Origin of the sequence: Pseudomonas sp. PB106, from assembly GCF_009764645.1 — a bacterium.
Lineage (GTDB): Bacteria > Pseudomonadota > Gammaproteobacteria > Pseudomonadales > Pseudomonadaceae > Aquipseudomonas.
In genome coordinates this window covers 17,842-38,525 of sequence record NZ_RWIM01000011.1, presented here as the reverse complement: position 1 = coordinate 38,525, position 20,684 = coordinate 17,842, and the positions used below count along the sequence as shown (strand labels likewise).

General features: G+C 56.5%; 26 protein-coding genes, 1 tRNA gene and 1 pseudogene. 21 read left to right on the top strand and 7 right to left on the bottom strand.

Annotation, left to right across the window (positions count from 1 at the left end; all coding sequences use genetic code 11):
- Nucleotides 1-60 precede the first annotated feature (60 nt).
- From EJA71_RS02000 to EJA71_RS01965, 8 genes are all read left to right on the top strand, one after another.
- Entirely contained in the window at nt 61-510 is a 450-nt protein-coding gene (locus tag EJA71_RS02000; RefSeq protein ID WP_158953902.1) for a hypothetical protein, read from the top strand.
- 201 nt (nt 511-711) lie between these two features.
- On the top strand, nt 712-1,668 hold the full coding sequence (locus tag EJA71_RS01995) for a sugar ABC transporter substrate-binding protein (protein WP_158953856.1): 957 nt from the start codon (nt 712-714) through the stop codon (nt 1,666-1,668).
- 56 nt (nt 1,669-1,724) lie between these two features.
- Nucleotides 1,725-3,278 (top strand): sugar ABC transporter ATP-binding protein, encoded by a 1,554-nt coding sequence (locus EJA71_RS01990; RefSeq protein WP_158953854.1) that lies wholly within the window; start codon nt 1,725-1,727, stop codon nt 3,276-3,278.
- The gene (locus EJA71_RS01985; RefSeq protein WP_158953852.1) at nt 3,275-4,252 is read left to right on the top strand and encodes an ABC transporter permease; all 978 of its coding nucleotides are present in this window, start codon (nt 3,275-3,277) and stop codon (nt 4,250-4,252) included. Before EJA71_RS01990 ends, EJA71_RS01985 begins: the two co-directional genes overlap by 4 nt.
- Nucleotides 4,253-4,261: 9 nt before the next feature.
- A complete protein-coding gene (locus tag EJA71_RS01980) occupies nt 4,262-5,281 on the top strand; it encodes a LacI family DNA-binding transcriptional regulator (RefSeq protein ID WP_158953850.1) in 1,020 nt (339 codons plus the stop codon).
- A 24-nt stretch (nt 5,282-5,305) separates the two neighbouring features.
- On the top strand, nt 5,306-6,223 hold the full coding sequence (rbsK, locus tag EJA71_RS01975; RefSeq protein ID WP_158953848.1) for a ribokinase: 918 nt from the start codon (nt 5,306-5,308) through the stop codon (nt 6,221-6,223).
- Entirely contained in the window at nt 6,220-6,624 is a 405-nt protein-coding gene (gene rbsD / locus EJA71_RS01970; protein ID WP_158953846.1) for a D-ribose pyranase, read from the top strand. The genes rbsK and rbsD overlap by 4 nt, the downstream gene beginning before the upstream one ends.
- Nucleotides 6,625-6,656: 32 nt before the next feature.
- Entirely contained in the window at nt 6,657-7,685 is a 1,029-nt protein-coding gene (locus EJA71_RS01965) for a nucleoside hydrolase (protein WP_158953844.1), read from the top strand.
- Nucleotides 7,686-7,718: 33 nt separating this feature from the next.
- Here the strand turns inward: EJA71_RS01965 and EJA71_RS01960 are convergent, their stop codons facing one another.
- Complete coding sequence (locus tag EJA71_RS01960; RefSeq protein ID WP_158953842.1) at nt 7,719-7,931, bottom strand: hypothetical protein; 213 nt, start codon at nt 7,929-7,931, stop codon at nt 7,719-7,721.
- A 132-nt stretch (nt 7,932-8,063) separates the two neighbouring features.
- Between EJA71_RS01960 and EJA71_RS01955 the strand changes: the two genes are divergently transcribed.
- Together EJA71_RS01955 and EJA71_RS01950 are read left to right on the top strand one after the other, a co-directional pair.
- Nucleotides 8,064-8,369 (top strand): hypothetical protein, encoded by a 306-nt coding sequence (locus tag EJA71_RS01955; RefSeq protein ID WP_158953840.1) that lies wholly within the window; start codon nt 8,064-8,066, stop codon nt 8,367-8,369.
- Nucleotides 8,370-8,538: 169 nt separating this feature from the next.
- Nucleotides 8,539-8,856: an I78 family peptidase inhibitor gene (locus EJA71_RS01950; protein ID WP_158953838.1), complete on the top strand. Its 318-nt coding sequence runs from the start codon at nt 8,539-8,541 to the stop codon at nt 8,854-8,856.
- 72 nt (nt 8,857-8,928) lie between these two features.
- Here EJA71_RS01950 and EJA71_RS01945 read toward each other — a convergent pair whose 3' ends face one another.
- Nucleotides 8,929-9,141 (bottom strand): cold-shock protein, encoded by a 213-nt coding sequence (locus EJA71_RS01945; RefSeq protein WP_003179963.1) that lies wholly within the window; start codon nt 9,139-9,141, stop codon nt 8,929-8,931.
- 290 nt (nt 9,142-9,431) lie between these two features.
- The gene (locus tag EJA71_RS01940) at nt 9,432-9,734 is read right to left on the bottom strand and encodes a hypothetical protein (protein ID WP_158953836.1); all 303 of its coding nucleotides are present in this window, start codon (nt 9,732-9,734) and stop codon (nt 9,432-9,434) included.
- A gap of 372 nt (nt 9,735-10,106) precedes the next feature.
- Here EJA71_RS01940 and thrS point away from each other — a divergent pair, with 372 nt between their 5' ends.
- The 9 genes from thrS (at nt 10,107) to EJA71_RS01895 (ending at nt 17,560) form a co-directional block, all read left to right on the top strand.
- Nucleotides 10,107-12,029: a threonine--tRNA ligase gene (gene thrS, locus EJA71_RS01935; RefSeq protein WP_007913488.1), complete on the top strand. Its 1,923-nt coding sequence runs from the start codon at nt 10,107-10,109 to the stop codon at nt 12,027-12,029.
- The gene (infC, locus tag EJA71_RS01930) at nt 12,029-12,580 is read left to right on the top strand and encodes a translation initiation factor IF-3 (RefSeq protein WP_170947229.1); all 552 of its coding nucleotides are present in this window, start codon (nt 12,029-12,031) and stop codon (nt 12,578-12,580) included. The genes thrS and infC overlap by 1 nt, the downstream gene beginning before the upstream one ends.
- Before the next feature lie 60 nt (nt 12,581-12,640).
- Nucleotides 12,641-12,835, top strand: a complete 195-nt coding sequence (rpmI, locus tag EJA71_RS01925; RefSeq protein ID WP_002553160.1) for a 50S ribosomal protein L35 — start codon at nt 12,641-12,643, stop codon at nt 12,833-12,835.
- 28 nt (nt 12,836-12,863) lie between these two features.
- Nucleotides 12,864-13,220 (top strand): 50S ribosomal protein L20, encoded by a 357-nt coding sequence (rplT, locus tag EJA71_RS01920; RefSeq protein ID WP_007913489.1) that lies wholly within the window; start codon nt 12,864-12,866, stop codon nt 13,218-13,220.
- 109 nt (nt 13,221-13,329) lie between these two features.
- A complete protein-coding gene (pheS, locus tag EJA71_RS01915) occupies nt 13,330-14,346 on the top strand; it encodes a phenylalanine--tRNA ligase subunit alpha (protein WP_003226365.1) in 1,017 nt (338 codons plus the stop codon).
- 26 nt (nt 14,347-14,372) lie between these two features.
- Nucleotides 14,373-16,751: a phenylalanine--tRNA ligase subunit beta gene (gene pheT / locus EJA71_RS01910; RefSeq protein WP_158953834.1), complete on the top strand. Its 2,379-nt coding sequence runs from the start codon at nt 14,373-14,375 to the stop codon at nt 16,749-16,751.
- 3 nt (nt 16,752-16,754) lie between these two features.
- Entirely contained in the window at nt 16,755-17,057 is a 303-nt protein-coding gene (gene ihfA, locus EJA71_RS01905) for an integration host factor subunit alpha (protein WP_002553164.1), read from the top strand.
- Nucleotides 17,038-17,394: a MerR family transcriptional regulator gene (locus EJA71_RS01900; protein ID WP_003179985.1), complete on the top strand. Its 357-nt coding sequence runs from the start codon at nt 17,038-17,040 to the stop codon at nt 17,392-17,394. The genes ihfA and EJA71_RS01900 overlap by 20 nt, the downstream gene beginning before the upstream one ends.
- Nucleotides 17,395-17,483: 89 nt before the next feature.
- Nucleotides 17,484-17,560: transfer RNA gene (locus EJA71_RS01895), tRNA-Pro, on the top strand.
- Between the two features lie 82 nt (nt 17,561-17,642).
- Here EJA71_RS01895 and EJA71_RS27325 read toward each other — a convergent pair.
- The 4 genes and pseudogenes from EJA71_RS27325 to EJA71_RS01880 form a co-directional block, all read right to left on the bottom strand.
- Nucleotides 17,643-17,955, bottom strand: a pseudogene (locus tag EJA71_RS27325) (site-specific integrase); the annotation flags it as partial.
- A complete protein-coding gene (locus EJA71_RS01890; protein WP_158953832.1) occupies nt 17,949-18,131 on the bottom strand; it encodes a hypothetical protein in 183 nt (60 codons plus the stop codon). The pseudogene EJA71_RS27325 and the gene EJA71_RS01890, both read right to left, overlap by 7 nt.
- Nucleotides 18,128-18,379, bottom strand: coding sequence for a hypothetical protein (locus EJA71_RS01885; protein ID WP_158953830.1), 252 nt, complete (start codon nt 18,377-18,379; stop codon nt 18,128-18,130). Before EJA71_RS01885 ends, EJA71_RS01890 begins: the two co-directional genes overlap by 4 nt.
- Nucleotides 18,376-18,612: a hypothetical protein gene (locus tag EJA71_RS01880; RefSeq protein WP_158953828.1), complete on the bottom strand. Its 237-nt coding sequence runs from the start codon at nt 18,610-18,612 to the stop codon at nt 18,376-18,378. Before EJA71_RS01880 ends, EJA71_RS01885 begins: the two co-directional genes overlap by 4 nt.
- 195 nt (nt 18,613-18,807) lie before the next feature.
- Between EJA71_RS01880 and EJA71_RS01875 the strand changes: the two genes are divergently transcribed.
- Both EJA71_RS01875 and EJA71_RS01870 read left to right on the top strand, forming a co-directional pair.
- On the top strand, nt 18,808-19,155 hold the full coding sequence (locus EJA71_RS01875) for a hypothetical protein (RefSeq protein ID WP_158953826.1): 348 nt from the start codon (nt 18,808-18,810) through the stop codon (nt 19,153-19,155).
- A gap of 1,230 nt (nt 19,156-20,385) precedes the next feature.
- Nucleotides 20,386-20,598, top strand: coding sequence for a YceK/YidQ family lipoprotein (locus tag EJA71_RS01870; RefSeq protein WP_158953824.1), 213 nt, complete (start codon nt 20,386-20,388; stop codon nt 20,596-20,598).
- The last annotated feature ends 86 nt before the right edge of the window (nt 20,599-20,684 follow it).

The following is a 20,684-nucleotide window of genomic DNA, read 5'->3' as shown; positions in this document are numbered from 1 at the left end:
TAAAGAAAGTCTCGCGCGAGCCGATGGTTGTTCAGGGAAACTAAAATTAAGGAAGTCCACATGTCACTGACGATCGGTTTTTCTAACCCTGGCGCAGTCACGATCGGCGGCAAAACCGCAGCGACAATCAATGCATTGAATGAAGCGGGGGCGGATGCTTCCAGCGAAGCGTTGGGCACTGAGAAAGCTCATAGCAATCAGGTTCGAACCGGCGGTGGCGCCGCGCCGGAAGACACCAAGGCTGAAGGAAGCGATAACCAGAGCGTGACTGTCAAAACGCTATTGAAGCGGATGCAGGAACTGCAGAAACAGCTTCAGGAACAGCAGCAGCGATTGGCCGCGGCACAGGCTCACAGCTATCCGACGCCCGAAGCCAAATCGCAAGCAGTCATGTCCATTCAGGGGCAGATCGCGCAAACCAGTGGCGAGTTAATGCAGGTCGCGGCTGCACTGGTCAAGGAAATGACCAAGGGCGCCACCAGCGGCAACCTGGTCAGCACCACGGCATAAGCGACCACGGGGCGAATCAGCGGATTCGCCCTACAAAAAATGACGACGGTCGATTGTTGACAAATGTCGGCGGGATTCGCATAGTTCGGTCTACGCAAACGTTTGCGCGGCTTTCCCGGTGGCCTGTCTCTCCGAAGAAAGCGATGTAGCTTACGCCGGCGCAAGCGTTGCTCACAATAATCATAAGATCGGAGTGAACCCATGAAGCTGCCATTCGCTGGACGTCTTCTTGCTGTCGCTATGCTGGCTGCCACAGCCGCCGCACTACCTGTCTCTCCGGCCTTCGCCGAGTCCCCGGAAAAACCCAAAGTCGCGCTGGTCATGAAGTCTCTGGCCAACGAATTCTTCCTGACCATGGAAGACGGCGCCAAGGCTTATCAAAAAGAACACTCTGCCGATTTCGATCTGATTTCCAATGGCATCAAGGACGAAACCGACACCGCTGGCCAAACGCGGATTGTCGAGCAAATGATCCTGGCGAAAGTTAACGCCCTGGTCATCGCACCTTCTGATTCCAAGGCCATGGTGCCGGTGATCAAGAAAGCCGTCGATGCCGGCATCACCGTGATCAACATCGACAATCAGCTTGATCCGGCAATCGTCAAAAGCAAAAACATCAGCGTGCCCTTCGTAGGCCCGGACAACCGCAAAGGTGCGCGTCTGGTCGGTGAATACCTGGCGAAGCAACTGAAGGCTGGTGACGAGGTCGGCATCATTGAAGGTGTCTCGACGACCACCAACGCTCAGCAGCGTACCGCAGGCTTCAAAGACGCGATGGACGCGGCGCAGATCAAAGTGGTTTCGCTGCAGTCTGGCGACTGGGAGATCGACAAGGGCAACAAGGTTGCCGCCTCGATCCTCAGCGAATACCCAGATGTCAAAGCACTGCTGGCCGGCAACGACAGCATGGCCGTCGGCGCCGTTTCCGCTGTCCGTGCCGCAGGCAAGGCAGGTCAGGTGCAGGTCGTGGGTTACGACAACATCAACGCGATCAAGCCGATGTTGAAGGACGGCCGTGTGCTGGCCACTGCTGACCAGTTTGCCGCCAAGCAGGCGGTGTTCGGCATCGAAACCGCGCTGAAAATCATCAAGGGCGAAAAAGTCGACAGCGGTACCAACGGTGTGATCGAAACACCGGTCGAGCTGGTCACCAAGTAAGTCTTCTGGCGACACAACGGCGCTCGTCCGTCCGGGCGAGCGCATGGAGAGTTTCTATGTCAGTTTCCGCCCCGAACGCTGTCCTCTCGGTCAGCGGTATCGGTAAGACCTATGCGCAACCGGTGCTCACCGGCATCGATTTGACGCTGATGCGCGGTGAAGTACTGGCGCTGACCGGCGAGAATGGCGCCGGTAAAAGCACCTTGTCGAAAATCATTGGCGGACTGGTCACGCCGACCACGGGCCAGATGCAGTTTCAGGGCAAGGAGTATCGCCCAGGCAGTCGCACCCAGGCTGAAGAGCTTGGCGTGCGCATGGTCATGCAAGAACTCAATTTGTTGCCGACGCTGTCGGTGGCGGAGAACCTGTTTCTCGACAACTTGCCGAGCAACGGTGGCTGGATCAGCCGCAAGCAACTGCGCAAAGCAGCGATTGAAGCCATGGCGCAAGTCGGCCTCGACGCAATCGATCCGGACACGCTGGTCGGAGAACTGGGCATCGGCCATCAACAAATGGTCGAAATCGCCCGCAACCTCATCGGCGATTGCCATGTGCTGATTCTCGATGAGCCAACCGCGATGTTGACGGCACGTGAAGTCGAGATGCTTTTCGAGCAAATCACCCGTCTTCAGGCGCGTGGTGTCTCGATCATTTACATTTCCCATCGCCTCGAAGAGCTGGCGCGCGTTGCCCAGCGAATTGCAGTACTGCGCGACGGTAATCTGGTCTGCGTCGAGCCGATGGCCAATTACAACAGCGAGCAATTGGTCACGCTGATGGTCGGGCGTGAGCTGGGCGAACACATCGACATGGGGCCGCGCAAGATCGGCGCGCCGGCATTGACGGTCAACGGCCTGACCCGCTCGGATAAAGTGCGGGATGTTTCCTTTGAAGTGCGCGCTGGCGAAATTTTCGGAATTTCCGGATTGATCGGGGCAGGGCGCACTGAGTTGTTGCGGCTGATCTTCGGTGCTGATGTCGCCGACAGTGGCACTATCGCACTGGGTTCGCCGGCGCAGGTGATCAGTGTGCGCTCGCCGGTCGATGCGGTGCGCAATGGCATTGCCTTGATCACCGAAGACCGCAAGGGCGAAGGGCTTCTGCTCAGTCAGTCGATCAGCGCGAATATTGCGTTGGGTAACATGCCGGAAATTTCCCGGGCTGGTGTCGTCAACAACAACGACGAAATCTCTTTGGCGCAGCGTCAGATCGACGCCATGCGCATCCGCAGTTCGAGTCCTACACAGCTTGTTTCAGAATTGTCCGGCGGTAACCAGCAGAAGGTGGTGATCGGCCGCTGGCTGGAGCGTGATTGTTCGGTGCTGCTGTTCGACGAGCCTACCCGTGGCATCGACGTCGGTGCCAAGTTCGACATCTATGGCCTGCTCGGCGAATTGACCCGGCAAGGCAAAGCGCTGGTGGTGGTCTCCAGTGACCTGCGCGAATTGATGCTGATCTGCGACCGGATCGGTGTGCTGTCGGCGGGACGTCTGATCGACACCTTCGAGCGCGACAGCTGGACCCAGGATGATTTGCTTGCTGCCGCATTTGCCGGCTACCAAAAACGTGATGCGTTGCTCAACGAAGCGGCGCCAAGGGATCTCCCATGAAAACTGCATCTCCTGCCGGCAAACGTAGTGGCAATTTCTACGGGCTGGGCACTTATCTGGGCCTCGCTGGCGCCTTGCTGGCGATGGTGGCTTTGTTCTCGGTATTGAGCAGCCACTTTTTGTCCTATAACACCTTCAGCACGCTGGCCAACCAGATCCCTGACCTGATGGTGCTGGCGGTCGGCATGACCTTCGTGCTGATCATCGGTGGCATCGATCTTTCTGTCGGATCGGTGCTGGCACTGGCCGCTTCCACCGTCAGCGTGGCGATTCTCGGTTGGGGTTGGGGCGTTTTGCCCTCGGCGTTGCTTGGCATGGCGGTGGCGGCATTGGCCGGTACGGTCACCGGCTCGATCACTGTGGCCTGGCGTATTCCATCGTTCATCGTGTCCCTCGGCGTGTTAGAAATGGCCCGGGGTCTGGCCTATCAGATGACCGGGTCGCGCACTGCCTACATCGGCGATTCGTTTGCCTGGCTGTCGAACCCGATCGCGTTCGGTATCTCGCCGTCGTTCATCATTGCCTTGCTGGTGATTTTCATCGCGCAGGCAGTTTTGACTCGTACGGTGTTTGGCCGTTATCTGATCGGTATCGGCACCAATGAAGAGGCGGTTCGGCTGGCCGGGATCAATCCGAAACCCTACAAGATTCTGGTGTTCAGCCTGATGGGGTTGCTGGCCGGGATCGCTGCGCTGTTCCAGATTTCGCGTCTGGAAGCCGCTGACCCGAATGCGGGCTCCGGGCTTGAACTGCAAGTCATTGCAGCGGTGGTGATCGGCGGAACCAGCCTGATGGGCGGGCGCGGTTCGGTAATCAGCACGTTTTTTGGCGTATTGATCATTTCCGTACTTGCGGCTGGTCTAGCACAGATCGGCGCGACTGAACCGACCAAGCGCATCATCACCGGTGCGGTGATTGTTATCGCTGTGGTGCTCGACACCTATCGCAGTCAACGCGCCAGTCGCCGGGGCTGAGATACCGATATGGCAACGATCAAAGATGTAGCGGCGCTCGCAGGAATTTCCTACACAACCGTGTCCCACGTGGTGAACAACACGCGGCCGGTGAGCAAGGAAGTTCGTCTGAAAGTCGAGGCGGCCATCAAGAGCCTCGACTACGTGCCCAGTGCGGTGGCGCGTTCGCTCAAAGCCAAAACCACCGCAACCATCGGCTTGCTGGTGCCTAACAGTCTCAACCCTTACTTCGCCGAGCTGGCGCGGGGGATCGAGGATTATTGCGAGCGAAACGGCTACTGCGTGATCCTGTGCAACTCCGACGATAATCCGGAAAAGCAGCGCAGCTATTTGCGCGTGCTGCTGGAAAAACGTATCGACGGTTTGATCGTCGCCTCGGCGGGTGGAGATAGTGGCTTGGCGCAGGGTTTGGCGGGTGTGAAAACGCCAATGGTCATCGTCGACCGTGGCCTGGATGGCGTCGACGCCGATCTCGTGCGCATCGATCACGAATACGGCGCGTACCTCGCCACGCGGCATCTGCTTGAGTTGGGGCATCGTGATATCGCCACTATTGGCGGCCCGGCGAGCACCAGCGTGGCGCAGATGCGTCAGGCCGGTTATTGCCGGGCGTTGCAGGAGGCGGGTATCGAAGTGCGCCGAGCGCGCATGCTGGAAAGTGATTTCACCAGCACGGGCGGTTATAACGCGGCGGCGATTCTGCTGGAAAGCAATCCGCCCAGCGCGATTTTTGCCGGTAACGACATGATTGGTATCGGCGTGTTGCGTGCGGCAGCCGAGCGCAACGTGCGTGTGCCGAGCGAACTGTCAGTGATTGGCTTCGACGATATTCAGATGAGCCGTTATGTGTACCCGGCACTGACCACCGTCGGCCAGTCGATCCTGCAACTGGGCGAAATGGCTGCGGAGGTATTGTTGCGAAGAATTGCGACACCGAATCTGGGCACCGATCAACGCATCGTGACCCCGAGTATTGTCTTGCGCGAATCGACTGCGCCGCTGTCCGGCGTGTTCACCGAATACCGCTGAAACCGAATTGACGAGTACTGATGTATGCCAGCAAATGTAGTGGTAATAGGCAGCCTGAACATGGATCTGGTCACCCGGGCGCCACGGCTGCCGCGGGGCGGTGAAACGCTGATCGGTCACTCCTTCACCACCGTCTCGGGTGGCAAGGGCGCCAATCAGGCGGTGGCCGCTGCACGACTTGGGGCGCAGGTCGCAATGGTCGGCTGCATCGGCAACGATGACTATGGCGTGCAATTGCGCGACGCCTTGCTGGCCGAGCAGATCGACTGTCAGGCAGTCAGTATCGTTGAAGACTCCAGTGGCGTGGCATTGATCGTGGTCGATGACAACAGTCAGAACGCCATCGTGATTGTCGCGGGTGCCAACGGGGCGATGACGTCTGCGGTCATTGATCGGTTTGATGCCGTGCTGCAAGCCGCCGACGTGGTGATCTGCCAGCTCGAAATTCCTGATGCCACGGTGGGGCACGCGCTCAAACGTGCACGTGCACTGGGCAAGACTGTCATTCTCAATCCGGCGCCTGCCAGTCGACCGCTGCCGGCCGACTGGTTTGCCGCGATTGATTATCTGATTCCCAACGAAAGCGAAGCCGCCGCATTGAGCGGGCTGCCGGTCGACTCGCTGCAAACAGCGGAAAATGCCGCCAGTCACCTGATCGCCCTCGGCGCGGGAAAAGTCATCATCACCCTCGGTGCTGAAGGCTCGTTGTTCGCCAATGGCCAAGGCTTCGAGCATTTCCCCGCTCCGAAGGTAAAGGCGGTTGATACCACCGCCGCCGGGGACACCTTCGTCGGCGGCTTTGCGGCTGCGCTTGCCAGTGGCAAGTCAGAAGCCGAGGCCATTCGCTACGGGCAGATCGCCGCGGCACTGTCGGTTACCCGCGCCGGCGCGCAACCGTCCATTCCCACCATGTCCGACGTACAGGCCTTTAAACCCGCATGAAAAAGACTCCTTTGCTCAACGTCGCACTGTCGCGACTGATTGCCTCCTTGGGCCATGGCGACATGGTGGTCATCGGTGATGCCGGGCTGCCAGTACCTCCGGGCGTCGAGCTGATCGACCTCGCGCTGACGCACGGTATCCCCGATTTCGTCAGCACTTTGAAAGTCGTGCTCAGCGAGATGCAGGTGGAGAGTCATGCGTTAGCCAAGGAAATCTTCGACAAGCAACCTGCGGCGCTGAACACGCTGGAAACGTTGAGTGAAGAGGGCGTTTTGGGCCGTCGCGACCTGCTCAGTCATGAGCAATTCAAAGTCCTCAGCCGACAGGCGCGGGCGATTGTCCGTACAGGCGAATGTCAGCCGTACTGCAACATCGTGCTCGTCGCTGGGGTCACGTTCTGATTTTTCGATTTCACCTGCACAAGGAATGCGCCATGCAACGCTATGCTCACAAACTGCATCATCTGATCCGGAGTCTGCTGCTTTTGTCCGTGATAACTGCAACCGGCGCTCACGCGGCGGAAAAAATCGACCTGATCATCGACACCGATCCCGGTGCTGACGACGTGGTTGCTTTGTTGTTCGCCTTGGCATCGCCGGATGAGCTGAATATTCGTGCATTGACCACCGTGGCCGGCAACGTGCGTCTCGACAAGACTTCGCGCAACGCGCGCCTGGCCCGCGAGTGGGCAGGGCGTGAGGATGTACCGGTGTATGCCGGTGCTCCGAAACCGCTGATGCGCACGCCTATCTATGCCGAGAACATCCACGGCAAGGAAGGCCTGTCGGGTGTCACCGTTCACGAGCCTAAAAAGGGTCTGGCGCAAGGCAGTGCGGTCAACTATCTGATCGACACCCTGAAGCAAGCCAAGCCGCACAGCATTACGATTGCCATGCTCGGTCCGCAAACCAACTTGGCACTCGCGCTGATCCAGGAGCCTGAGATTGTTCAAGGCATCAAGGAGGTGGTGATCATGGGTGGTGCGCACTTCAATGGTGGCAACATCACCCCGGTGGCGGAATTCAACCTGTTTGCCGACCCGCAAGCGGCTGAAGTGGTGCTCAAGAGCGGCGTTAAACTGACGTATTTGCCGCTGGATGTGACGCACAAGATCCTCACCAGTGATGCACGTCTGAAGCAGATTGCCGCGCTGAACAACAATGCGAGCAAAATCGTCGGCGACATCCTCAACGAGTACATCAAAGGCGACATGGAGCACTACGGTATTCCGGGTGGCCCGATGCACGACGCAACTGTCGTGGCTTATCTGCTCAAGCCGGAACTGTTCACCGGTCGCTCGGTAAACGTTGTGGTGGATAGCCGTGAAGGACCGACGTTTGGTCAGACCATTGTTGACTGGTATGACGGACTGAAAGCGCCGAAGAATGCATTCTGGGTAGAGAGTGGTGATGCCCAAGGCTTCTTCGACTTGCTCACCGAGCGTCTGAAACGCTTGAAGTAAAGCATCAACCCGCAGGTGCCAGCCTGCGGGTGTTTACACCTTCTCTGCGTGTGCATGCCCGGCCTGCTCGGTCGGGTAGCGTTCGAAAATCTGCTTGATGAATTGCTGGGCGGCTTCAGTGCCCAGTTCCTTGACCAATAGATCGATACCAATCAGCGCCAATTCTTCGGTGGTTCCAGGGCTGTAAGAACTGTGTCCGTCTGCCCATTTGGCGTTGATGGCGGCGTCGATGCTGATGGTGGTCATGAGAGCGCTCGAAAAGTCGAAAGGTCTGAGTTCTGAGTTAACCATTTTGTCGGAGGTTTGGCACTGCGACTTAGGCATGAGCGCAGTGCTATGCGACACTTGGTCTTTTCCGGCTGACCCAAGGACCGTGCTGTGCAGATCGATTTGAATACCGCTGATGGCCTTACGCTCGACGCAGTGCGCCAGTTGCTGGCCTCCGCCAGTGATGACGAGCACACCCAGCTGCGCGTGACGAAGGGCGGTATTGCCTATATTTCCACGGGCGTTACCGGTGGGCAGGACATCGACGGTCTGCTGTTTCGTCTTGAGACGTGGGCCAAGGGCTCGGGCTACGTGGGAAATGTCGCGGCCAGCGATGAAGTCTGGGTGATGCAGATTTTCAACGCGCTCAAGGACAACTGGCCCAATCCGCCATTTGACTACATCGACGTCTACTGAGCGCCGTTAATATTCAGTCACGATTGATTGATGAAGAGTCGAGCGTCGCTCAGGCAAACTCGGCGTTTTTCTGATCGTGGGGCAGGGTGATGGCCTTGGCCGTGAAACCAAACGCCGGAATGGCGGTCGCACGATCTCAGCTTAACTTTAATGAATACAAGGAGGCTTCATGCCTTTGAAGTTCGCGACACTGGGTGCACTTATGGCCGCAGCCCTGTTGGCCGGTTGCAGTACGAGTTCCAGCGAGTCGGCAAAGGATCCAGTGGCAACCGAATCGGGTCATAGCCGCTGTGAAGCAACCGCGGCGGAGTTCGCCATTGGCAAGAAGGCTTCACCCGAGCTGTTGGAGCAGGCTCGTGCCAAGGCCGGAGCGCAGAATGCACGCTTCCTGAAGCCCAACGATATGATCACGCTGGAGTACCGCTCCGATCGCCTGAACCTGAACACCGACAACAACCTGGTGATCACTCGCGTCAACTGCGGCTGATTGCTGGCCGCGTTTCTTGCAGGCATAAAAAACCCCGTCACATGGACGGGGTTTTTTTAGTGCGCCGAGAAATTACTCTGGGCGAACCTGTGCAGCTTGCATACCCTTTTGGCCTTTCTCAGCCACGAAGGAGACGGTCTGGCCTTCTTTCAGGCTTTTGAAACCGTCGGATTCGATAGCTTTGAAGTGTACGAACAGGTCGTCACCGCCACCTTGAGGAGTGATGAAGCCGAAGCCTTTTTCATCGTTGAACCATTTAACGGTGCCGGTTTGGCGATTAGACATGGTGTATCTCCAAGAAACATATATTTTCAGTAGTACTGTGCTGCTCAGGCCAACTGGGCACACCCGGGTATCATAGTCGAAATGTTCGCTTTGGTAGCCCCCCGGACGTGCTGTTTGCCAATCAGTCGTGTTTTCTTTACTGCCTTTTTTCGCTGAGAGCCCCGGTTTGAAAGGCTTTGAACGAAAAATAAAGACAATAAAAAAACCTGTAAAACCTGCATAAATCGTCTGAAAAGGCTCAATTCGGGTACTTTTTTCGTCTCTTTAGCAGGTCATGCAGGCCTTTTTTGTCACTTTTTCGCCGGCGTATCGGCCTTGCATTTAGCGATTTGGCCCAACGCTTTCTGCTGCAGTTCCGGGGTCGCCTTATTGTCCATCAGCGCCTGAATGTCTTTGGCTGGATAAGACTTGATGGCGTCAGCGCCACACGCGCAATGGGATTTGGCTGCAGATGCGCCGATCTGTGGAGTCGCCGCTTGGGTGCACTGGGCCATGTACTTTTCACGTTCGCCCTTCGGCCAATCGGCGTGAGCGCTCAGTGGCAGCAGCAGAACAATGGGGGCGACTACGGCGAACAGGGTATTCAGACGCATGCGAGGATGCTCCTTGTGGGTCAATGTCTTGTTATCTGAGGGCTGAAGGGCCGATCAAGTTCAGCACTCTGGCATAAAAACGGACGATTCGCCTTCTGATCAAACAGAGGCATTAAGTGACCGCTCATCTGTGCTAGGATGCCCAGCTCAAGCGTTCTCAGGCTCCGGATGACCTCCAGTCCCGGCGCGGTCGACGTGCGAATATTCTCGATTTGAATCCCAGTCACTCTGGTTCGGTTTTCCGGTTGGCCGCAAGGCTCCTGCCGCTGTAAGGCAGGCGTTCGTCATTGAATGGCCTGGATCGGATCTTGTACTGGCTCATCCCAACCCACGTGACCTTTGGTAGGGGTCACCACTAGGAGAGGAGGCGCCATGCCAACTATTACTCTTCCCGACGGCAGTCAACGTTCATTCGATCACCCGGTTTCCGTAGCCGAGGTCGCAGCATCCATTGGTGCTGGTCTGGCCAAAGCCACCTTGGCCGGCAAGGTCAATGGTCAACTGGTCGACGCCAGCGACATCATCAGCAGCGACGCGACCCTGCAAATCATCACGCCAAAGGATGAAGAGGGGCTGGAGATCATTCGCCACTCCTGCGCTCACCTGGTTGGCCACGCGGTCAAGCAGCTGTATCCGACTGCGAAAATGGTCATCGGGCCGGTCATCGACGAAGGCTTCTATTACGACATCGCCTTCGAGCGTCCTTTCACTCCGGACGATATGGCTGCCATCGAACAGCGCATGCAGCAGCTGATCGAGAAAGATTACGACGTCATCAAGAAAGTCACTCCGCGTGCCGAAGTGATCGAAGTGTTCAAGGCCCGCGGCGAAGACTACAAGCTGCGCCTGGTCGAAGACATGCCGAACGAACAGGCCATGGGCCTGTACTATCACGAAGAATACGTCGACATGTGCCGCGGTCCGCACGTGCCGAACACCCGCTTCCTGAAATCCTTCAAACTGACCAAGCTGTCGGGCGCCTACTGGCGTGGCGACGCCAAGAACGAGCAATTGCAGCGCGTTTACGGCACCGCTTGGGCAGACAAGAAGCAGCTGGCGGCTTACATCCAGCGCATCGAAGAAGCTGAAAAACGCGATCACCGCAAGATCGGCAAGCGTCTGGGCCTGTTCCATACCCAGGAAGAATCCCCGGGCATGGTGTTCTGGCACCCGAACGGCTGGACTCTGTACCAGGTGCTTGAGCAGTACATGCGCAAGATCCAGCGCGACAACGGCTATCTTGAGATCAAAACTCCTCAAGTCGTTGACCGCAGCCTGTGGGAGAAATCCGGGCACTGGGCGAACTACGCCGACAACATGTTCACCACTCAGTCGGAAAACCGCGACTACGCCATCAAGCCGATGAACTGCCCGTGCCACGTGCAGGTGTTCAATCAAGGCCTGAAGAGCTACCGCGAGCTGCCGATGCGTCTGGCCGAGTTCGGTGCCTGCCACCGTAACGAGCCATCGGGTGCGCTGCACGGCATCATGCGTGTACGCGCGTTCACCCAGGACGATGCTCACATCTTCTGCACCGAGGAGCAGATGCAGGCTGAGTCCGCCGCGTTCATCAAGCTGACCATGGACGTTTATCGTGACTTCGGCTTCACCGATGTCGAGATGAAGCTGTCCACTCGTCCGGAAAAACGCGTCGGTTCCGACGAGCTGTGGGATCGCGCTGAAGCTGCATTGGCTGCAGCCCTTGATTCTGCGGGCCTGCCGTACGATCTGCAGCCGGGCGAAGGTGCGTTCTACGGTCCGAAGATCGAGTTCTCGCTGAAAGACTGCCTCGGTCGGGTCTGGCAGTGTGGTACTCTGCAGCTCGATTTTAACCTGCCTGTCCGTTTGGGCGCTGAATACGTCTCCGAAGACAACAGCCGCAAACACCCAGTGATGTTGCACCGTGCGATCCTTGGTTCGTTCGAGCGTTTCGTCGGGATTCTGATCGAGCACTATGAAGGTGCATTCCCTGCCTGGCTCGCGCCAACGCAGGCGGTGATCATGAATATCACTGATAAACAGGCAGATTTTGTTGCAGAGGTTGAAAAAACTCTCAACGAGAGCGGATTTCGTGCCAAGTCCGACTTGAGAAATGAAAAGATCGGCTTTAAAATCCGCGAGCATACTTTGCTCAAGGTTCCCTATCTTTTGGTTATCGGAGATAAGGAAGTCGAGATGCAGACTGTCGCTGTGCGTACTCGTGAAGGTGCTGACCTGGGCTCGATGCCCGTCGCCCAGTTCGCTGAGTTTCTCGCGCAAGCGGTTTCCCGGCGTGGTCGCCCAGATTCGGAGTAATTATTATTAAGCGTGAAATGAGACAAGATAAACGAGCTGCACCGAAAGCCCCGATCAACGAGAATATCTCGGCACGCGAGGTTCGGTTAATTGGGGCTGAGGGTGAACAGCTTGGGATTGTGTCAATTGAAGACGCGCTTCTTAAGGCTGAAGAGGCCAAACTGGATTTGGTGGAAATTTCCGCCGATGCAGTACCCCCTGTTTGCAAACTGATGGATTACGGCAAATCGATCTTCGAGAAGAAGAAGCAGGTTGCCGCGGCCAAGAAAAACCAGAAGCAGATTCAGGTTAAAGAAATCAAGTTTCGTCCAGGGACGGAGGAAGGGGATTACCAGGTAAAACTGCGCAACCTGGTACGTTTCCTGAGTGATGGGGACAGGGCCAAGGTATCCTTGCGATTCCGCGGCCGTGAGATGGCCCACCAGGAGCTGGGGATGGAACTCCTCAAGCGGGTTGAAGCTGACCTGCTCGAGTACGGTTCGGTCGAACAGCATCCTAAGATGGAAGGACGCCAGCTGATCATGGTCATCGCCCCGAAAAAGAAGAAGTAATCAACAGGGCACGGCAGGCCTTCTGATTATGTTTATCAACTGAATGCGGAGTATCCGAACATGCCAAAAATGAAAACCAAAAGTGGTGCTGCTAAGCGGTTTCTGAAAACTGCTAACGGTATCAAGCACAAGCACGCTTTCAAGAGCCACATCCTGACTAAAATGTCGACCAAGCGTAAGCGTCAACTGCGCGGTAGCAGCTTGCTGCATCCGTCTGACGTGGCAAAAGTCGAGCGCATGCTGCGCCTTCGTTAATTTTAGTCAAGAATAGAGGAAGTAACTCATGGCTCGTGTAAAGCGTGGCGTCATTGCCCGTAAGCGTCACAAAAAAATTCTGAAACTTGCTAAAGGCTACTACGGTGCACGTTCGCGCGTATTCCGTGTTGCCAAGCAAGCGGTAATCAAGGCAGGCCAATACGCCTACCGTGACCGTCGTCAGAAAAAACGTCAGTTCCGCGCTCTGTGGATCGCTCGTATCAACGCTGGTGCTCGTGTTAACGGTCTGTCCTACAGCCGTTTCATCGCTGGCCTGAAAAAAGCGTCCATCGAGATCGACCGTAAGGTTCTGGCTGATCTGGCAGTGAACGAAAAAGCGGTGTTTGCTGCGATTGTCGAGAAAGCTAAAGCCACCTTGGCTTAAGTACCCCCGACAATCACCCGGCCTCACTTCCGTGGGGCCAGGTGGTAAACGTCTTAAATAGGGGAAGAGCCTTCAAGCTCTTCCCCTATTTTGTATCTGGAGTCTGTACATGGAAAACCTGGATGCGCTGGTCTCTCAAGCACTAGAGGCTGTGCAAAGCGCTGAAGATATCAATGCCCTGGAGCAAATCCGGGTTCAATACCTTGGCAAGAAGGGCGAATTGACTCAGGTGATGAAGACCCTGGGGAATTTGCCGGCAGAAGAGCGTCCGCAAGTCGGCGCCCTGATCAACGTTGCCAAGGAACGTGTCACAGGCGTACTCAATGCGCGCATGGCCCTGTTTGAAGAAGCCGAACTGGCTGCCAAACTGTCCGCCGAATCCATTGACGTGACGTTGCCGGGCCGTGGCCAGACCTCCGGTGGTCTGCATCCGGTGACCCGGACTCTGGAACGTGTTGAACAGTTCTTCACCCGCATCGGCTACGGCATTGCCGAGGGCCCTGAGGTCGAAGACGACTATCACAATTTCGAAGCGCTCAACATCCCAGGCCATCACCCGGCCCGGTCGATGCATGACACCTTCTATTTCAACGCCAACATGCTGCTGCGCACCCATACCTCGCCGGTACAGGTCCGCACCATGGAATCGAAGCAGCCGCCGATCCGCATCGTCTGCCCAGGCCGTGTGTACCGCAGCGACTCCGATATCACCCACTCGCCGATGTTCCACCAGGTCGAAGGCCTGCTGGTTGATCGCGACATCAATTTTGCCGATCTCAAAGGCACCATCGAAGAATTCCTGCGCGTGTTCTTCGAAAAAGAATTGGCCGTACGTTTCCGTCCTTCGTACTTCCCGTTCACCGAGCCGTCCGCTGAAGTCGACATGGAATGCGTGATGTGCAGCGGCAAAGGCTGCCGTGTCTGCAAGCAGACTGGCTGGCTCGAAGTGATGGGCTGCGGCATGGTTCACCCGAACGTGCTGCGCATGTCCGGCATCGACCCGGAAGAGTTCTCGGGCTTTGCCTTCGGCATGGGCGTCGAGCGTCTGGCCATGCTCCGTTACGGCGTGAACGACTTGCGTCTGTTCTTCGACAACGACTTGCGGTTCCTCGCGCAATTTCGCTAGTCGTAACGAATTCTTAGGAGAGCAGGATGAAATTCAGTGAACAATGGCTGCGTGGCTGGGTTAGCCCGCAGGTAAATCGCGACGAGCTGGTTGCTCGTCTGTCGATGGCCGGTCTTGAGGTCGATAGCGTTACGCCGGCCGCCGGTGTATTCAGCGGCGTCGTTGTGGGCGAGGTGCTGAGCACCGAGCAGCACCCTGATGCCGACAAGTTGCGCGTTTGCCAGGTCAGCAATGGCGCGGAAACTTTCCAGGTCGTGTGCGGAGCGCCAAACGTGCGCCCGGGCCTGAAGATTCCGTTCGCCATGATCGGTGCCGAACTGCCGGGCGATTTCAAGATCAAGAAAGCCAAGCTGCGCGGCGTCGAGTCCAACGGGATGTTGTGCTCGCAAGCCGAACTGCAGGTGGGTGAGGGTAACGACGGTCTGATGGAGCTGCCGGCCGATGCGCCGGTGGGTGAAGATTTCCGCGTGTATCTGGATCTGGAAGACGCCAGCATCGAAGTCGACCTGACCCCGAACCGTGGCGACTGCCTGTCCCTGGCCGGTCTGGCCCGTGAAGTTGGTGCGCTGTACGACGCTCCGGTCACTCGTCCAGTCGTCATGACCATTCCTGCCGTGCACGACGAAGTGCGTTCGGTAGAAGTGCTGGCGCCTGCGGCGTGCCCACGCTACCTCGGTCGCGTCATCCGCAATGTCGATTTGTCCAAGCCGACGCCGCTGTGGATGGTTGAGCGTCTGCGTCGCGCCGATGTGCGCAGCATCGACGCTGCCGTCGACATCACCAACTACGTGATGCTTGAGCTGGGTCAGCCACTGCACGCTTTCGATCTCGCCGAAATCAATGGCGGCATTCGTGTGCGCATGGCGGAAGAGGGCGAGAAGCTTGTGCTGCTCGACGGTCAGGAAGTCAGCCTGCGTAGCGATACGCTGGTGATCGCCGACCACACTCGCGCGCTGGCGATTGCCGGTGTCATGGGTGGCGAGCACAGCGGCGTTTCCGCGACCACTCGCGACGTATTCCTTGAGTCTGCTTTCTTCGACCAGATAGCTGTCGCTGGCAAGGCGCGCTCTTATGGCCTGCACACCGACGCTTCGCACCGCTACGAGCGTGGCGTCGATTGGAAACTGGCCCGTGAAGCCATGGAGCGCGCCACTGGCCTGCTGCTGGAAATTACCGGTGGCGAAGCTGGCCCGGTCATCGAGACCGTCAGCGAGCAGCATCTGCCGTCGATCGCACCGATCACTCTGCGTTCCCAGCGCATCACTCAGATGCTCGGTATGGAAATGGATTCGGCACAGGTCGAGCGTTTGCTCAGCGGCCTGGGTCTGGGCATTGTTGCCGACGGCGAAGGCCAATGGCGAGTAGAAGTGCCAAGCCATCGCTTCGATATCAGCCTGGAAGTGGACCTGATCGAAGAACTGGCTCGTTTGTACGGCTACAACCGTCTGCCGGTTCGCTACCCGCAAGCGCGCTTGGCACCACAAGCCAAGGCTGAAGCGCGTAGCGATCTGCCTGAGCTGCGTCGCCTATTGGTGGCTCGTGGTTATCAGGAAGCTATCACTTACAGCTTCATCGATCCGCGTCAGTTCGAGCTGTTCAACCCGGGCGTAGAGCCGCTGTTGCTGGCCAATCCGATCTCCAACGACATGGCCGCCATGCGTTCGTCGCTGTGGCCGGGTCTGGTCAAGGCGCTGCAGCACAACCTCAACCGTCAGCAGGATCGCGTGCGTTTGTTTGAAAGCGGTCTGCGCTTCGTTGGTCAGTTGGAGGGTCTGAAGCAAGAGCCAATGCTGTCCGGTGTGGTCTGCGGTAGTCGTTTGCCGGAAGGCTGGGCACAAGGTCGCGACACTGTCGATTTCTTCGACGTCAAAGCTGACGTGGAAGCGGTACTTGGCTTCGCCGGTGCACTGGATTCGTTCACGTTCGCACCAGGCAAACATCCTGCGCTGCACCCGGGTCAAACCGCACGCATCGAGCGCGAAGGACGTGAAGTCGGCTTCATCGGTGCCATTCACCCGGAATTGTCGAAAGCCTTGGGTCTGGATCGTCCGGTCTTCGTTTTCGAGTTGGTTCTGGCTGAAGTGGCGCTCGGTAAAATGCCGAAATTCCACGAGTTGTCGCGCTTTCCTGAAGTGCGTCGTGATCTTGCATTAATTGCACACAAGGACGTCGCGGCCTCGGCTGTACTGGACGTAATCCGTGAAAATGCAGGCGAATGGCTCACAGATCTCAGGCTGTTTGACGTATATCAGGGTAAAGGCATTGATCCTGATAGAAAAAGCCTCGCAGTTGGCTTGACCTGGCAGCATCCATCGCGCACTCTTAATGACGATGAGGTGAATTCGACGACGCAAAATATCCTCACCTCGCTCGAACAAAGGTTGAACGCCACGTTAAGGAAGTGACGTATGGGGGCTTTGACGAAAGCTGAGATGGCGGAACGTCTGTATGAAGAGCTGGGCCTGAACAAGCGGGAAGCCAAGGAATTGGTAGAACTGTTTTTTGAGGAAATCAGGCACGCTCTTGAAGACAACGAGCAGGTCAAATTGTCCGGTTTCGGCAATTTCGACCTTCGGGACAAACGCCAGCGGCCTGGCCGCAACCCGAAAACGGGGGAAGAAATCCCGATCACGGCTCGCCGTGTGGTCACCTTTCGTCCAGGGCAGAAGTTGAAGGCCCGAGTTGAGGCTTATGCTGGAACCAAGTCATAACGACGAACTACCCGTCATCCCAGGCAAACGCTACTTCACCATTGGTGAAGTCAGCGAGCTGTGTGCCGTAAAGCCACACGTGCTGCGCTACTGGGAGCAGGAGTTTCCTCAACTCAACCCCGTCAAACGCCGCGGAAACCGCCGGTATTATCAGCGCCAGGACGTGCTGATGATCCGGCAGATCCGCGCGCTCCTTTACGATCAGGGTTTCACCATCGGCGGCGCACGCCTGCGCCTGTCCGGCGATGAAGCCAAAGACGACACTACTCAATACAAGCAGATGATTCGGCAGATGATTGCCGAGTTGGAAGACGTGTTGGTGGTTCTCAAGAAATAAAAAGCTGCGTTTGAATACTTCCAGTTTTCAAAAGCTTGCGCTATATTCTTGAGCGTTCTTCGAGGTGAAGATCGAGTTGCAAGACCAGTCGGGGCGTAGCGCAGTCCGGTAGCGCACTAGCATGGGGTGCTAGGGGTCGAGTGTTCGAATCACTCCGTCCCGACCATATAATTCAATGACTTAGCCGCTTTCGAGCGGCTTTTTCGTTTATGCCATAGTGACTTTTCGAGTGACCTTGGCCTTATCATTCATGCCTCCCTCCTTTTCAGAATCGTCAGCGCTGGTGCGCGCGAGTCGGTTGCTGATACCTTATTTGCCGCTGCGATGAGCTGATCTGATTCCGCCGCCGTAGTGGCTGGTGATGCCCCCGTGCTTGTGGCCGAGCAACGCTTTCCGATCTGCTTCAGTCACGCCTGCAGCACGCAGCCTTCTCCCAAAGGTGTGCTTCAAGTCGTGAATTCGGATTCTGGCAAAGCCATCATCTGCTGGCCGCAAGAATTTCTCCTGCCACTTCTTCGCCGCCCGGATCCGCGCCTTCTTCCAGGCCGATTCGTTCATGCGGCGATGCGACCGCCTTTCATGGTTGGTGCCAAGCGCTGCGGCAGACTGGAAACCAGTTCCGCACGCTTGCGGCCGATCACTTCGTTGAAGGAAAGGCCGAAGCCGAGGATCGCGATGCGCCTCTCAATGTCGTCTAGCTGTTCATCAACCAGCGTTTTTACCGGTGGCGTTGTCATGCGGCTCTCCCTTTTCGGAATTCGTATGCACGGTTCAGGCGCTCGGTGTAGGTGACGTCTTCTGTCGCGCTGATGATGTTGAGTGCGCGGAAGATCATGAGGGCCGTATTTGACGAGGACCTGACGGCGAGTGCGCTGCAATCTGGGTCGGACATGCTTTGGATGTAGCCTTCGAGCATCCCAACGGCCAGGTCGTGATTGCCCGTACCGGGGAGGCCGGCGTTCTCCGGGATCTGCGGAGCGCTCATTTCAGCCCCCAAAATTCGCCGTAGGCGACTAGTGCTGCTGCAATTTGAGTGGCCCGCGCCTTGCGGTCGATCAACTCCTGCGCCGCCATCAACTTCTGATGTTGAGTGCGTTGAAGCGCTGCTGCCTCGTAGTCATGGAAGTCTTCAACCTGCGGCGCTTTCGGGCGCCCCCAATCGTCATAGCGCCTGTCCCACTCTCGGGCCTGTGCATTTTCTGCATAGCTGGTTGCCATGGTCGCCTCCGAGGTGGCGGGTGTTGATCCAACAAAACTCGAATCTCGAATGCACTCGTCCGCTCCGCTGGTTGCCGTTGGGCGCGGAGGGGAGTGCATTCGGGTGGGGTCGGCGTCGGGGGTTAAAGAAATGTTGGGACTAAGCCGATAGGCTTGCGTCGGCATTGATGCCAAACATGAAAGCTGGAGTATGAAATGCCGTTGGAAAGATCGCTTATAGGCGTGTTCGCCGCGCTTATTGGCTGCACTTTTGCGTCGACCGCACAGGCTGCCAGCGAACATGAGATGGTCGTCGTTGGTTCAGCTCTTTACCAAGTCTGCGGACAGAAGCATCCAGAAAAGGAGCTTTCTTTAGAGCAATACATATCGCTACATCCACACATGTCTACTCAATTAGCAAACGACATTAGGGAGTTCTCCTCGCAGCCAGAACACAAAGCAGAACTTGAGACTACTGTTCTGCGCATGCGGACCGAGGCCACCCAAGATTTACTTGAAGTCGTATGTGATAGCTATTACCGAGATGCAAAGAAGCGGGAGTAGTCCGCAGTTTCATCCGCGTGGGGTTTTGATCTAGCCGGGGCTCAACCGGCATTCGGCGGAAGGGGTAGACCTATAGGCTGCCGATAGGCCTATAAATAAACTGTCAACTGGGGCAGTGGGGCCGGCGGTGGAGTGTTGGTCCGAACCGCCGGCAATAAGCATGGTTACTCTACGATGCAGATCCAGCGGTGGTTGTAACGGTAGGGAGCGCGAGTGAAGTGCACATCTGAAACCAGATTCATGCCTCGCTCTTGGAGCGCTTCGGTCAGTTGTACGAGTGTCTCTGCTTGGATAGTCATTGCTGTCACCTCGTCAGATTTACTGCGTTCATAATTCTTGACCGAGCGGGCAACTGGCTAATTCAATTTTTCTACCTGTGTGATATGCAAAGCACCCAGACCCGCTAGGGGCGTCGGTCTGGGCTTGGAGCATCACATTGTTGACTTTGCGCAGGGTGGACTACTGGGAACCCCGGCCGATGCGCGGTGACATCGACATCCTCTTCACACCACCCAGCCAAGCGCCGGGTTTTTATTGCTCCCGAATGGCCATTTTCATATAGATTGGTGCTGATTGGCAGTGGAGAGCAGGAATTGGCAAAACGAAGGGATCGTACGCAATCATTTTTTTCTAAAGCTTTCGGTGGCTTAAGCGCGAGTTACTACCTACGCCAGCTTTTTTTCGGTTCGCTGCCTCCGCTCATGATTCTGTCCGTCGTAGGTAGCAGCTCCTTCAGTCTTATGGACAAGCCCGTATTGATAGTCCTGTGTGTGGTTAGCACCCTCGTATACCCATACTCTCGATTCGTTTACGAAAGAGCCTTCGAATTTCTTGTTGGAAATAAAGAGTTTGGCTTAGACTCCTCGCTGATGATGTACCTACAAATTCTCACCATTATGATTTGCTGGGGTGTGTCAATTTTTCTGGCGCCTATTGGGCTCACCTATTTGTACCGGCGTAACAGCCGATAGATCCAACAGGACATTTCGTTACTTAGCCCAGACGTAGAGCTGGGCTTTTTTATGTCATAGGGAATTGTGCGTGGATGCTCAGTTTTCACGACTGTTCCCTCTTCAAGATTTCAGCACCTGTCTACGCGCATTTTAGTTAACGCGCGTATGCTCTCCGGTCTGGTGCACAGGCGAGGGGACTCGCGTGGCTTCGAGAAAGGTGGCTAACTTTTGGTGATTGCGTCTGCAGATCACATAGACAAGTAACAAGGAAAACTACGTGCTAAGGAAGCTCATTTTGCTATTGGCCATTTCACAGTTGAGTGGCTGTGCCTGGCTTGCTGCAGTTACCAATCGGAATAGTTCATACGATTGCTACGACGGTGTAGAGGCTGAATATCTGTTCGCCCAATTTATAGGGCCGCTCGTCCTTATCGATCTACCCTTTACCTTTGTAGCAGATACGCTCTCGCTGCCTTTTTGTGCTATTTGACTTTAGAGCCCTGAGCACCCCGCTCGAGATTCGCGCCAATCGGCGTATCAACCTTTAAGCGACTTTTGTGTAGTAGAGGTTCAATG